A 12,579-nucleotide genomic window follows, 5' to 3' on the forward strand; every position below is an offset into this window, starting at 1 on the left:
TGCCGGGGTCAAACAGGCTGGGCGGTACGTATCGGTCGCTAGGCGACGATCAACGCCCGTGTGTTCAACTGAGTAAACTCCAAATGACAGAATCTTTTGCCGAACTGTTCGAAGCCAGCCAAGCCAATCTGGCGAAGCTGAAGCCGGGCTCCATTGTCACCGGTACCGTCGTGGAAGTCCGCGGCGACGTGGTGGTGATCAACGCTGGCCTGAAGTCCGAAGGCATCGTGCCGATCGAGCAGTTCCGTAACGACGCTGGCGAAATCGATGTCGGCGTTGGCGACCAGGTCAAGGTTGCCCTCGACTCCATCGAAAACGGCTTCGGCGAAACCGTGTTGTCGCGCGAGAAGGCCAAGCGCGCGATGGTGTGGGACGAGCTGGAAGAAGCGTTGGAAAAGAACGAAACCATCACCGGCCGCATCAGCGGCAAGGTCAAGGGTGGTTTCACCGTGGACATCAAGGATGTTCGCGCGTTCCTGCCTGGTTCGCTGGTGGATGTGCGCCCGGTGCGCGACCCGGCCTACCTGGAAGGCAAGGAGCTTGAGTTCAAGCTGATCAAGCTGGACCGCAAGCGCAACAACGTGGTCGTGTCCCGCCGTGCAGTGGTCGAGAGCGAGCATTCGGAAGAGCGCGAGCAGCTGATGGACAAGCTGCAGGAAGGCGCGATCCTGAAGGGTGTCGTCAAGAACCTGACCGACTACGGTGCATTCGTGGACCTGGGCGGTATCGACGGCCTGCTGCACATCACCGACATGGCCTGGAAGCGCGTGCGCCATCCGTCCGAAGTCGTGAACGTCGGCGACGAGCTGGACGTGCGCGTGCTGAAGTTCGATCGCGAGCGTAACCGCGTCAGCCTCGGCCTGAAGCAGCTGGGCGAAGATCCGTGGGACAACATCGCACGTCGTTACCCGGCCAACAGCCGCGTGTTCGGCAAGGTCTCCAACGTCACCGATTACGGCGCATTCGTCGAGATCGAGCCGGGCGTCGAAGGTCTGGTGCACGTGTCCGAGATGGATTGGACCAACAAGAACGTCAACCCGTCCAAGGTTGTGCAGGTCGGTGACGAAGTCGAAGTGATGGTGCTGGACGTCGATGAAGAGCGTCGCCGCATCTCGCTGGGCATGAAGCAGGTTGCCGCCAATCCGTGGGAAACCTTCGCTGCGACCCACAAGAAGAACGACAAGGTGTCCGGTCAGATCAAGTCGATCACCGACTTCGGCATCTTCATCGGTCTGGACGGCGGCATCGACGGTCTGGTGCACCTGTCCGACATCAGCTGGAACACCACCGGCGAAGATGTCGTGCGCAACTACAAGAAGGGCGACACGCTGGAAGCCGTTGTGCTGGCAGTCGATCCGGAACGTGAGCGCATCAGCCTGGGCGTCAAGCAGCTGGAGCAGGATCCGTTCGGTCAGTACATGGCGTCCAACCCGAAGGGTTCGAAGGTCGAAGGCGTGGTGCGTGAAGTGGATGCCAAGGGCGCCACGATCGACCTGGCCGATGGCATCGAAGGCTACGTCGCTGCACGCGACATCGCCAACGAGCGCGTCGACGATGCCACCCAGCACCTGAAGGTTGGCGACAAGATCGAAGCCAAGTTCGTGGGCATGGACCGCAAGGGCCGTACCCTGCAGCTGTCGATCAAGGCCAAGGACGATGCCGAAATGCGCGAAGTGCTGGAGGAATACCAGTCCGCGTCGGGCGGCACGACTCAGCTGGGTGCGCTGCTGCGCGCGCAGTTGAACAGCAACAAGTCCGAGTAAGCGCGTAGCGCTCTTTCTGAGAGCGTGATGGATCGGCCCGGGCTTGCCCGGGCCGATTCCGATGTGTCAGTCGAAAAAAGCAAGTCTTCCCATGACCAAGTCCGAATTGATCGAAATCCTGGCGCGACGCCAAGCGCATCTGAAGTCGGACGATGTGGATCTGGCGGTCAAGTCGCTGCTGGAAATGATGGGGCAGGCCTTGTCCGATGGTGATCGGATCGAAATCCGCGGGTTTGGCAGCTTCTCGCTGCATTACCGCCCGCCACGCCTGGGCCGCAACCCGAAGACCGGTGAATCGGTCGCGCTGCCTGGCAAGCATGTTCCGCATTTCAAACCCGGCAAGGAGCTGCGCGAGCGCGTGAGCTCGGTGGTGCCGGTCGACATGGTGGATGCGGCGGACTAAGTCCGTGGTGCTGCTGCGTTGATGTCCGCTCGGTTAAGCTAGGCGCCTTCCCGACGGAGTTCCGCCATGAAGGTGTTTCGCTTGCTGGTGATGTTGGCCTTCCTGCTGGTTGGTCTGATCATTGGCGCGGTCAATTCCCAGGACGTCACGCTCGACTTCCTGTTCTCCAGTGTGCACACGACCTCCGGGATCGCGATCATCGTCGCGCTGTTGGTCGGTGTGTTGATCGGCGCCGGCATGGTGCTGGTCAGTGTGGTCATTCCCCTCTATTCCAAGCTGCGCCAGGCCAACAAGGCTGCCGCGGTCAGTCGCGCCGACGCCAGGCCAGTTGCACCTGTCGCCGTCGAGCCGCGCCCGCTTGATGGACTGTAAGTACGTATGGACTTCCTGACCGAATGGTTCTGGTTCTTCCTGTTTCTGCCGATCGCCGCGCTTGGCGGCTGGATCGTTGGCCGGCGCGGTGGCCAGCGCCACGGCGACACCCAGGTCAGCCGTCTGTCCAGCACCTACTTCCGTGGTCTGAACTATCTGCTCAACGAGCAGCCGGACAAGGCCATCGAACTGTTTCTGCATATCGCCGAACTGGACAAGGAAACCTTCGAGACCCAGGTCGCGTTGGGGCATCTGTTCCGCCGCCGCGGTGAAGTGGACCGCGCGATCCGCCTGCACCAAGGACTGGTGCAGCGCGCCGATCTGACCGATCAGCAGCGTGTCCAGGCCTTGCTGGCACTGGGCGAGGACTACATGAAGTCCGGCCTGCTGGATCGCGCCGAAACCGTGTTCACCGAGCTGGCGCAGCTGGACCAGCGCGCGCCGCAGGCGTTGCGCCATCTGATCGGCATCTACCAGGCCGAGCGTGACTGGGAAAAGGCGATCGACAACGCCACTCGCTACGAAGAAGTCACCGGCGAGCCGATGGGCAAGCTGATCTCGCAGTTCGAATGTGAGCTGGCCGATCGCTACCGTGGCGTCGGTAAGCCAGACGAAGCGCTGCAGGCCATCGCACGGGCTTACCAGGCTGACGGCACCTCGGTGCGCGCCGGCATTCTGGAAGGTCGGATCGAGGCCGAGCGCGGTCACGACGAGGCGGCTGTCCGCGCGTTCGAGCGTGCCGCGCGGCACGATCCGGAATACCTGCCGGAAATCATTCCCGCACTGATGGCGGCCTACCGCAGGGTGGGCGACATCGCCGGCGCGCGCAATTTCCTGTCGGAGATGACCGAGCACTATCGCGGCATTGCGCCGGTGCTGGCCCTGACCCAGTTGATGGAAGCGCAGGACGGCGTGGCGCCGGCCCTGGCATATCTGGGCCGTCAACTCAAGGATCGCCCCTCGGTACGCGGCGAGTCTGCATTGATCGATCTGACGCTCGCCGAAGGCAGCGACCCGGTCGGTACCTTGCAGGATCTCAAGCACATCACCGACCAATTGCTGGTGCGCAATCCCAGCTATCGCTGCACCCGCTGCGGGTTCGGCGCCAAGACCCATCACTGGCAATGCCCCAGCTGCAAGGAATGGGGAACCGTCAAGCCGCTGCTGAACTACGCGGTGGTCTAGTGCCGCCGCTCTGGCTGTGGTGCGCGCTGCATCTGCTGATCGCAGCGCTGGGAACCTGGGGGCTGCGGCGCTATGCGTTGCATCGGCGCCTGCTCGACCATCCCGGCGAACGGCGCAGCCATACCGTGGCTACCCCGCGCGGTGGCGGCATGGCCATTGTCGTTGCGCTCGTGACGGGATGCCTGGTGGCCTCGTTGGTATGGCCTACCGCGCGCCTGTCGATTGCCTGGTTCGCTGCAGGCTTATTCCTGGTTGCGGGCGTGGGCTGGTGGGACGACCACCGGCCGCTGTCGGCCAAACTGCGCTTTGCGATCCATGCCCTCGCCTCGGTGTCGCTTGGCCTGCTGGTGGTACGCCATACAGGGCAACCGCTGGATGGGATCCTCACGGTGTTTGCGTCGGTGGTGCTGATCAATGTCTGGAATTTCATGGATGGCATCAACGGGCTGGCTTCCAGTCAGGCCGCACTTGCGGGTGCCGCGTTCGCGCTTGTCGTCCCAGGCAACCTTTCGTGGGCTGGATGGGCACTGACAGCGGCATGTCTTGGATTTCTCCCATTCAACTTTCCACGCGCGCGCATCTTCCTGGGCGATGGCGGCAGCGGGGCACTCGGTTATGTGCTGGCCGGGCTCCTAGCTTTGTCAGTGGGAGCGGGGCAGGTGAGTTGGTGGATCGTGTGGTTCCCGTTGACTGCATTTCTTGTCGACGCCGGCTTCACGCTGCTGTCTCGCATGCTTTCCGGACAGCGCTGGTGGGAGCCTCACGCCTCGCACGTCTATCAACGCCTGGCACGACTGCTGACCAATCATGTGCCGGTGACCACGGTTTACTTCGCTTTCAGTGTCATCGCTGTTTGCTTGTTTGTCATAATTCGTACCGATTCGCGCGGGTGGCTCATGGCTGATGCGGTGGCATGGGGCATCGGCGCAACGGCGATCTGGCAACTTCTGCGCCATGGATTGCGCAATTCTTGAGTAATGGACTTTTATGATTTCCTGGCGTGATCGTTTGACCAAGTCGCTTCCACAGATCGCTGTGGTCGTCCATGACCTGCTGGTGGTCTGGGTCTGCTGGCAGCTGCTGCATGCGGGCCGCTACTCCATGCTGCGCGACGCGCCAGACCTGCCACTGTGGGATTGGCGTACGGCGGTGGTCTTGGTCGCGCAGGGGTTGGTGTTCTGGCGGATGGGTCTGTATCGCGGCCTCTGGCGCTTTGCCTCGGTGCCGGATCTGTGGAACATCTTCAAGTCCAGTTTTCTCGGCCTGGTCGCGATCGTGCTGGCGCTGTCGTACGACCGCCTCGATGGCGTGCCGCTCTCGGTGTTGGTGGTCTATCCGTTTGCGTTGTCGGCGTTGCTCGGCACGCCGCGGTTGCTCTACCGCGCCTGGAAGGATTACCAAATTGCCCACTCTGGCGATGCCGCGCAGCGGGTGCTGATTCTTGGCGCAGGGCGTGCGGCCGAGGGCCTGGTGCGTGACCTGCGCCGTAGCGGCACGTTCGTCCCGGTCGGCTTTCTGGATGACGCCACCCATCTGCACGGCGCCAAGATCCAGGGCCTGAATGTGCTGGGCAATCTGGATCAGGCCGCGGCGATCGCCAAGGAAACTGCGGCCAAGCTCCTCGTCATCGCGATTCCATCGTTGGATGCATCCGGCATGCAGCGGGTGGTGGCCATCTGCGAAAGCACTGGTCTGCCGTTCCGGATGGTCCCCAAGCTGATCAACGTGCTGGAGGGCCGGTCGCTGCCAGGCGAGTTGAAGGAAGTGGCGATCGAGGACCTGCTCAACCGCAAGCCGGTCACGCCGGACTGGCGCCTGATCCGCGACTGGCTCACCAACAAGACCGTGATGGTGACCGGCGCCGGTGGTTCGATCGGCTCGGAAGTCTGCCGGCAGTGCGCGCGTCATGGCGCGCGCCGCATCGTGCTGCTGGAAATCGATGAGCTGGCGCTGCTGACCATCGATTCGGACCTGCGCCGGTTGTTCCCCGATATCGAAGTGGTGCGTGTGCTTGGCGACTGCGGCGACCCGGCAGTGGTGGCGCATGCCTTACGCACGGCCACGCCCGATGCCGTGTTCCATGCGGCCGCCTACAAGCAGGTACCGCTGCTGGAAGAGCAGCTGCGCGAAGCGGTGCGCAACAACGTGCTGGCAACCGAGAACGTGGCGCGTGCCTGCCAGCGGGCGCGGATCGAAACGTTTGTGTTCATCTCTACCGACAAGGCGGTAGAGCCGGTCAACGTGCTCGGCGCGAGCAAGCGCTATGCGGAGATGATCTGCCAGAGTCTTGACGCCCGCGATGCGCCGACGCGCTTCATCACCGTGCGCTTCGGCAACGTGCTGGATTCGGCCGGCAGCGTGGTGCCGTTGTTCCGCGAACAGATCCGGCAGGGCGGCCCGGTCACGGTGACGCATCCGGATGTGACGCGTTACTTCATGACCATTCCCGAAGCCTGCCAGCTGGTGGTGCAGGCCGCAGCATCTGCGTCGCACGGTGCCATCTACACGCTGGACATGGGCGAGCCAGTGCCGATCCGGCTCCTGGCCGAGCAGATGATCCGCCTGGCAGGCAAACAGCCGGGCAAGGACATCGCCATTCTCTACACCGGTCTGCGCCCGGGCGAAAAATTGCACGAGACCTTGTTCTATTCCGACGAGGACTACCGCCCCACCGCGCATCCCAAGATCCTGGAAGCCGGTGTGCGCGAGTTCTCGCACGAGCAGGTGTTGCAACTGGTGACGCGCCTGCGCGAGGCGGTTAACCGCTATGACATCAACGCAATGGAGACTGTGCTGGGCAGTCTGATGCCGGATTTTGCGGCTGCTCGACGGAAAGTCGACGCGCGATCTGATACGGTCGTTCCATTCCCCGCACGTGAGGTCAGAAGACTTTAATGAGCAAGCGTATTCGCAAGGCCGTATTCCCCGTCGCAGGTCTTGGGACCCGCTTTCTTCCGGCAACCAAGACGGTGCCGAAGGAAATGCTGCCGATCATCGATAAACCGCTTATCCAGTACGCCGTGGACGAAGCCATCCAGGCCGGTTGCGATACGCTGATCTTCGTCACCAATCGCTATAAGCACTCGATCGCCGACTACTTCGACAAGGCCTATGAGCTGGAGCAGAAGCTCGAGCGCGCAGGCAAGCTCGAGCAACTGGAGCTGGTGCGTCATGCACTGCCCGAAGGCGTCCGCGCCATTTTTGTGACGCAGGCCGAAGCGCTCGGCCTGGGCCATGCAGTGCTGTGTGCCAAGGCCGTGGTCGGTGACGAACCGTTCGCGGTGCTGCTGCCCGACGACCTGATGTGGAACCGCGGCGATGCTGCGCTGACCCAGATGGCCGACGTGGCGGAAGCCTCCGGCGGCAGCGTGATCGCCGTGGAAGATGTGCCGCACGACAAGACGGCCAGCTATGGAATTGTTTCTACCGATGCGTTCGACGGCCGCAAGGGCCGCATCAATGCCATCGTCGAAAAGCCCAAGCCGGAAGTGGCGCCAAGCAACCTGGCGGTCGTCGGTCGTTACGTGCTCAGCCCGAAGATCTTCGAGTACCTGGAGTCCACGGGCGCCGGTGCAGGTGGCGAGATCCAGCTCACCGATGCGATCGCCGAGCTGCTCAAGCAGGAACAGGTCGACGCGTTCCGTTTCGAGGGCCGTCGCTTCGACTGCGGCGCGCACATCGGTTTGATCGAGGCCACGGTGCACTTTGCGCTCGAGCACGAGAAGCATGGCGCGCCGGCCAAGGAAATCATTCGCAGCGCCTTGGCCGCGGCCGACGCACGCGGTTGAGTGTTCGGCTAGCAGTGTTGCAACGAACGGCGCCATTGGGCGCCGTTCGTCGTTTTGGGTCCGCGCGTTAGCGAAGAGTGGTGCCATGCTTGAGATCGCTGCCATTCATACCGCGCGTCACATGCGCAAGCACGTGCAGGCCAGCGGCCGCCAGGTGCCGCTAGAATCCTTGGCATGAGCCAGCCTGCCGAATCCAGTGAACTGATCAACGTGGTGACCCTGCTGGGCGCTGCAGTGGTCGCCATCCCGCTGTTTCGACGGGTGGGCCTTGGCTCGGTGCTCGGCTATCTGGCCGCCGGCTTGGCGATCGGGCCGTTCGGGCTTGGCCTGTTCGATGACCCGCAGGCGATCCTGCATGTGGCCGAACTGGGTGTGGTGATGTTCCTGTTCGTGATCGGGCTGGAGATGCGGCCCTCGCATCTGTGGAGCTTGCGTTCTGAAATCTTTGGCTTGGGTACGGTGCAAATCTGCGTGTGCGCGCTGGTCTTGACTGGCATCGGCATCCTGCTCGGCTTTGCGCCGCCGGTGGCCTTCGTGGCCGCTTCCGGTTTCGTGCTGACCTCCACTGCAGTGGTGATGCAGTTGCTTGCCGAGCGCGGCGACGTGGCGCTGCCATCGGGGCAGAAGATCGTGGCGATCCTGCTGTTCGAGGACCTGCTGATCGTGCCGCTGTTGGCGATCGTGGCCTGGATGGGCGCCAGTGGCGACCCGCAAGCCGCTTCGCAGCGTTGGCAGGGCATTGGCATTGGCCTGGCCTGCATCGTTGGACTGCTGGTGGCTGGGCGGTGGTTGCTCAATCCCTTGTTCCGCATCCTGGCCGCCAGCAAGGCGCGCGAGGTGATGACCGCTGCCGCGCTGCTGGTGGTGCTCGGCGCCGCGTTGTTGATGCAGGTCGGCGGGCTGTCGATGGCGATGGGCGCGTTCCTGGCCGGCGTGCTGTTGTCCGAATCCACCTTCCGCCATCAGATCGAAGCCGACATCGAACCGTTCCGCGGCATCCTGCTGGGTCTGTTCTTCCTGGGGGTCGGCATGAGCCTGGATTTGCGCGTGGTCGCGGCGGACTGGCGCTTGATCCTGGTCGGTGTGCTGGCGTTGATGGTGGGCAAGGCGGTGTGCATCTATGCGGTGGCGCGCCTGATGCGCAGCGATCACCGCCAGGCGCTGGATCGTGGCGTGCTGATGGCGCAGGGCGGCGAGTTTGCGTTCGTATTGTTCGCGGCGGCGTCCGCATCCGGTGTCATCGACGCCCAGGTCAATGCTAGCCTCACCGCGATCGTGGTGTTGTCGATGGCACTGACGCCGGCAGCGGCGGTGTCGCTGGATGGCGTGGAGGAAGCCAGCGGCCAGACCGGCAGCGTGTTGGTGATCGGGTTCGGGCGCTTCGGTCAGGTGGCCAGCCAGTCGCTGCTGGCGCGCGATGTGGACGTGACCATCATCGACAACGACATCGAGATGATTCAGAGCGCGGAGGAATTCGGGTTCAAGATCTACTACGGCGACGGCACCCGGTTGGATGTGCTGCATGCCTCCGGTGCGCATACCGCGCGTGCGATTGCGGTGTGCGTTGACAACCGCGAGGCCGCCAATCGCATCGTCGAATTGGCAACGCGCGAGTTCCCGCACGCGAAATTGCTGGTGCGTTCCTTTGATCGCGAACACGCTTTGGAGTTGATTGCTGCTGGCGTGGACTACCAGATCCGCGAAACCTTCGAGTCAGCGGTCGCGTTCGGCGAAGTGGCCCTGGTCGAACTGGGCGTGGACGAGGATGAGGCCCGCACGATTGCGCGCGAGATCCGGCGCCGCGATGCCGAGCGCCTGGAGCTGGAAATTGCCGCGGGCAATGTGCGCGCCGGGGCAGGCCTGATGTATGGCAACATCATGCCGACCGTGCCCAAGCCCACGCCATTCACCCCGCCCAAGCGCGAGAGCCGCACGCTCAATCGCGATGCGCTGCCGCAGGAGTTGCGCGAAGAAACGGCTGCGCGGGACTAAACGCAGCGATCACATCACTGCGTGACTGCCAGGCGGGTGCGGCCGGTGCTCGGGATCTGCAGTTGCCCCGGGATCTGCATTTGCCCGAGGCACTTAGGTTTCTTCGCACCCGCCTGACGATTGCTCGCGACGTTTCGTCGGCCGCTTTAAGGTGATTCAGAACGGCCAGCACCCAACGTGCCGGCCGTCATTGCAGGCGCTCAGCCGTGCTTGCGCTGCGCCGCCGCGAAGGCTTCCAGCTGTTCCGGTGTCGCTTCCTGTTGGTGCTGCTGTTTCCACTGCGCAAATGGCATGCCGTACACCACTTCGCGCGCCTGCTCCTTGCTCATGGGTTGACCTTGAGCTTCGGCGGCTTCGCGGTACCAGTCGCCCAGGCAGTTACGGCAGAAGCCGGCAAGAATCATCAGGTCGATGTTCTGCACGTCGGTGCGGTCCTGGTTGAGATGCAGCAGCAGGCGGCGGAACGCGGCGGCTTCGATCGAAGTGGTGTCGGTCATGGCGGAATCGGGGACAATAGACGGCCTTCGACTCTACACCTGACGCCCCATGACCGCTCCCGCGCCAGCTGCCCTCGCTCCGGCCCGCCTCCTCGATGGTCGCCGTATTGCCGAGGAATTGCTCGACGGTCTGAAGCTGCGCGTGGATGCGCGCCTGGCGGCGGGCAAGACCCGGCCCGGGTTGGCGGTGGTGCTGGTGGGTGGCGATCCGGCCTCGTCGGTGTATGTGCGCAACAAGCGCCGCGCGGCCGAAAAAGTGGGCATCGAGGCCTTCGACTACGATCTGCCGCAAGGCACCACCGAAGCCGAGCTGGCCGCGTTGATCGACCAGCTCAACACCGATCCCAAGGTCCACGGCATCCTGATCCAGTTGCCGCTGCCGGGCATTCCCGATGCCAACCGGCTGATCCAGCGCATCGACCCGCGCAAGGACGTGGACGGGTTCCATCCGCAAAATGTCGGGCATCTGGCGCTGCGCGAATTCGGTTTGCGGCCGTGTACCCCGCGCGGCATCGTGACCTTGCTGGCGCATACCGACCAGCCGGTGCGCGGGCGCAACGCCACCATCGTCGGGGTGAGTAACCATGTGGGCCGGCCGATGGGTCTGGAGCTGCTGATTGCCGGATGCACGGTGACCAGCTGCCACAAGTTCACCCCGCCGGATGTGCTGGAAGCCAGCGTGCGCAACGCCGACATCCTGGTGGTGGCGGTGGGCCGGCCGGGGCTGATTCCGGGCGAATGGGTCAAGCCTGGGGCGGTGGTCATCGACGTGGGCATCAACCGCCTGGACGATGGGCGCCTGGTCGGCGATGTGGGGTTCGAGGCCGCGGCGCAGCGCGCCGGCTGGATCACCCCGGTGCCGGGCGGGGTGGGGCCGATGACGGTGGCCACGCTGATGCAGAACACGCTCGAGGCGGCCGATGCGGCCGGTTGAGCCGTCCGTGTAACGCAGCATTGCGGCGGCACTCAGCTGCCGCAGTGTCTTCGCGGCCGCTTTCAGGGTAAAATGTCGCGCTTCCCCAAACTCGGGTCCGCCGATGCTCCGCATCCAGGCTGAAGCTCTTACCTACGACGACGTCTCGCTCGTCCCCGCGCATTCCATTGTCCTGCCAAAGGACGTCAGCCTTGAGACTCGGCTGACACGCGACCTGCGCCTCAAACTGCCGATCTTGTCCGCGGCCATGGATACGGTGACCGAACACCGCCTGGCGGTGGCGATGGCCCAGCTGGGCGGCATCGGCATCATCCATAAGAACCTGACCCCGGCTCAGCAGGCGGGCGAGGTGGCCAAGGTCAAGAAGTTCGAGTCCGGCGTGATCACCGAGCCGTTTACGGTGAGCCCGGACACCACCATTGGCGAAGTGATCGCGCTGACGCGCGCGCGCAACATCTCCGGCGTGCCGGTAGTGGATGGCAGCGAACTGGTTGGCATCGTGACCAGCCGCGACATGCGCTTCGAAAAGAAGCTCGACGATCCGGTCCGCCACATCATGACCAAGAAGGATCGCCTGATCACTGTGCGCGAAGGCGCCAGCGATGAGGAAGTGCTCGAGCTGCTGCATCGCAACCGCATCGAAAAGATCCTGGTGGTCAACGACAGCTTCGAGCTGCGCGGGCTGATCACGGTCAAGGACATCCAGAAGAAGACCGACAACCCCAACGCCGCCAAAGACGACGCCAAGCGCTTGCTGGTCGGTGCGGCGGTGGGTGTGGGCGGCGACACCGAACAACGTATCGAACTGCTCGCCGCTGCGGGTGTGGACGTGGTCATCGTGGATACCGCGCACGGCCATTCGCAAGGCGTGATCGACCGCGTGGCTTGGGTCAAGAAGACCTATCCGCACCTGCAGGTGATCGGCGGCAATATCGTCACTGGCGATGCAGCGCTGGCGCTCATGGACGCCGGCGCCGACGCGGTCAAGGTTGGCGTGGGCCCGGGGTCGATTTGCACCACGCGTGTGGTTGCGGGCGTAGGCGTGCCACAGATCACCGCGGTGGACATGGTGGCCGAAGCACTGCAGGACCGCATCCCGCTGATTGCCGATGGCGGCATCCGTTACTCCGGCGATATCGGCAAGGCGCTGGTGGCCGGCGCGTCCACGGTGATGGTCGGCGGCTTGCTGGCCGGCACCGAGGAAGCGCCTGGCGAAGTCGAGTTGTTCCAGGGTCGCAGCTACAAGAGCTACCGCGGCATGGGCAGCCTGGGCGCGATGGAGAAGGGGTCCAAGGACCGCTATTTCCAGGACGCTTCCGACGCCGACAAGCTGGTGCCAGAAGGCATCGAAGGCCGGGTGCCGTATCGCGGACCGGTGGGCGGCATCATCCATCAGCTGATCGGTGGCCTACGCGCGACCATGGGCTACGTTGGCTGCGCCACGGTCGAGGAAATGCGCACCAAGCCGAAGTTCGTCAAGATCACCGGCGCCGGTCAGCGTGAGAGCCACGTCCACGACGTGCAGATCACCAAAGAGCCGCCGAACTATCGCGCTGGCTAAACCAGCGCGCGGGAATGGGGAATCGCGCATCGGGAATCGTAAGAGCCCGCCGCTTCCTCGTCCGACAGCGGCTGGCGCCGCGTT

At 63.8% G+C, this 12,579-nt stretch carries 11 protein-coding genes; 10 read left to right on the forward strand and 1 reads right to left on the reverse strand.

All coding sequences use genetic code 11. The annotated features are described in order from the left end of the window. The first annotated feature begins 83 nt into the window (after positions 1-83). The 8 genes from rpsA to ACCQ01_RS11900 all read left to right on the forward strand — a co-directional run bounded on the left by rpsA (position 84) and on the right by ACCQ01_RS11900 (position 9,503). Positions 84-1,763, forward strand: a complete 1,680-nt coding sequence (gene rpsA, locus ACCQ01_RS11865) for a 30S ribosomal protein S1 (RefSeq protein WP_011037340.1) — start codon at positions 84-86, stop codon at positions 1,761-1,763. Positions 1,764-1,854: 91 nt separating this feature from the next. Beyond that, positions 1,855-2,166: an integration host factor subunit beta gene (locus tag ACCQ01_RS11870; RefSeq protein WP_011037339.1), complete on the forward strand. Its 312-nt coding sequence runs from the start codon at positions 1,855-1,857 to the stop codon at positions 2,164-2,166. 66 nt (positions 2,167-2,232) lie between these two features. Further along, a complete protein-coding gene (locus ACCQ01_RS11875; RefSeq protein WP_012438205.1) occupies positions 2,233-2,538 on the forward strand; it encodes a lipopolysaccharide assembly protein LapA domain-containing protein in 306 nt (101 codons plus the stop codon). 6 nt (positions 2,539-2,544) lie between these two features. After that, on the forward strand, positions 2,545-3,723 hold the full coding sequence (lapB, locus tag ACCQ01_RS11880) for a lipopolysaccharide assembly protein LapB (protein ID WP_011269674.1): 1,179 nt from the start codon (positions 2,545-2,547) through the stop codon (positions 3,721-3,723). Then, the gene (locus tag ACCQ01_RS11885) at positions 3,681-4,697 is read left to right on the forward strand and encodes an MraY family glycosyltransferase (RefSeq protein ID WP_228432744.1); all 1,017 of its coding nucleotides are present in this window, start codon (positions 3,681-3,683) and stop codon (positions 4,695-4,697) included. Before lapB ends, ACCQ01_RS11885 begins: the two co-directional genes overlap by 43 nt. 13 nt (positions 4,698-4,710) lie before the next feature. Next, positions 4,711-6,618 (forward strand): polysaccharide biosynthesis protein, encoded by a 1,908-nt coding sequence (locus ACCQ01_RS11890; RefSeq protein WP_228432704.1) that lies wholly within the window; start codon positions 4,711-4,713, stop codon positions 6,616-6,618. Beyond that, positions 6,618-7,511, forward strand: a complete 894-nt coding sequence (galU, locus tag ACCQ01_RS11895) for a UTP--glucose-1-phosphate uridylyltransferase GalU (protein ID WP_012438207.1) — start codon at positions 6,618-6,620, stop codon at positions 7,509-7,511. Before ACCQ01_RS11890 ends, galU begins: the two co-directional genes overlap by 1 nt. A 174-nt stretch (positions 7,512-7,685) precedes the next feature. Next, positions 7,686-9,503, forward strand: a complete 1,818-nt coding sequence (locus ACCQ01_RS11900; RefSeq protein ID WP_228432705.1) for a monovalent cation:proton antiporter-2 (CPA2) family protein — start codon at positions 7,686-7,688, stop codon at positions 9,501-9,503. Positions 9,504-9,703: 200 nt separating this feature from the next. Here ACCQ01_RS11900 and ACCQ01_RS11905 read toward each other — a convergent pair whose 3' ends face one another. Continuing rightward, the gene (locus ACCQ01_RS11905) at positions 9,704-10,000 is read right to left on the reverse strand and encodes a DUF1244 domain-containing protein (RefSeq protein ID WP_228432706.1); all 297 of its coding nucleotides are present in this window, start codon (positions 9,998-10,000) and stop codon (positions 9,704-9,706) included. A 49-nt stretch (positions 10,001-10,049) separates the two neighbouring features. Between ACCQ01_RS11905 and folD the strand changes: the two genes are divergently transcribed. Together folD and guaB are read left to right on the forward strand one after the other, a co-directional pair. Further along, entirely contained in the window at positions 10,050-10,934 is an 885-nt protein-coding gene (gene folD, locus ACCQ01_RS11910) for a bifunctional methylenetetrahydrofolate dehydrogenase/methenyltetrahydrofolate cyclohydrolase FolD (RefSeq protein ID WP_014507888.1), read from the forward strand. A 103-nt stretch (positions 10,935-11,037) separates the two neighbouring features. Further along, complete coding sequence (guaB, locus tag ACCQ01_RS11915) at positions 11,038-12,495, forward strand: IMP dehydrogenase (protein WP_040941253.1); 1,458 nt, start codon at positions 11,038-11,040, stop codon at positions 12,493-12,495. Positions 12,496-12,579 lie beyond the last annotated feature (84 nt).

This window comes from Xanthomonas sp. NCPPB 4037 (assembly GCF_041475695.2).
GTDB lineage: Bacteria > Pseudomonadota > Gammaproteobacteria > Xanthomonadales > Xanthomonadaceae > Xanthomonas > Xanthomonas campestris.

What these genes read in the sequence shown, in the direction of transcription:
- galU (WP_012438207.1), top strand. Translation starts at nt 6,618, where the DNA reads ATGAGCAAGCGTATTCGCAAGGCCGTATTCCCCGTCGCAGGTCTTGGG.
- folD (WP_014507888.1), top strand. Translation starts at nt 10,050, where the DNA reads ATGACCGCTCCCGCGCCAGCTGCCCTCGCTCCGGCCCGCCTCCTCGAT.
- ACCQ01_RS11875 (WP_012438205.1), top strand. Translation starts at nt 2,233, where the DNA reads ATGAAGGTGTTTCGCTTGCTGGTGATGTTGGCCTTCCTGCTGGTTGGT.
- ACCQ01_RS11870 (WP_011037339.1), top strand. Translation starts at nt 1,855, where the DNA reads ATGACCAAGTCCGAATTGATCGAAATCCTGGCGCGACGCCAAGCGCAT.
- guaB (WP_040941253.1), top strand. Translation starts at nt 11,038, where the DNA reads ATGCTCCGCATCCAGGCTGAAGCTCTTACCTACGACGACGTCTCGCTC.
- ACCQ01_RS11885 (WP_228432744.1), top strand. Translation starts at nt 3,681, where the DNA reads ATGGGGAACCGTCAAGCCGCTGCTGAACTACGCGGTGGTCTAGTGCCG.
- ACCQ01_RS11900 (WP_228432705.1), top strand. Translation starts at nt 7,686, where the DNA reads ATGAGCCAGCCTGCCGAATCCAGTGAACTGATCAACGTGGTGACCCTG.
- ACCQ01_RS11890 (WP_228432704.1), top strand. Translation starts at nt 4,711, where the DNA reads ATGATTTCCTGGCGTGATCGTTTGACCAAGTCGCTTCCACAGATCGCT.
- ACCQ01_RS11905 (WP_228432706.1), bottom strand. Translation starts at nt 10,000, where the DNA reads ATGACCGACACCACTTCGATCGAAGCCGCCGCGTTCCGCCGCCTGCTG.
- lapB (WP_011269674.1), top strand. Translation starts at nt 2,545, where the DNA reads ATGGACTTCCTGACCGAATGGTTCTGGTTCTTCCTGTTTCTGCCGATC.
- rpsA (WP_011037340.1), top strand. Translation starts at nt 84, where the DNA reads ATGACAGAATCTTTTGCCGAACTGTTCGAAGCCAGCCAAGCCAATCTG.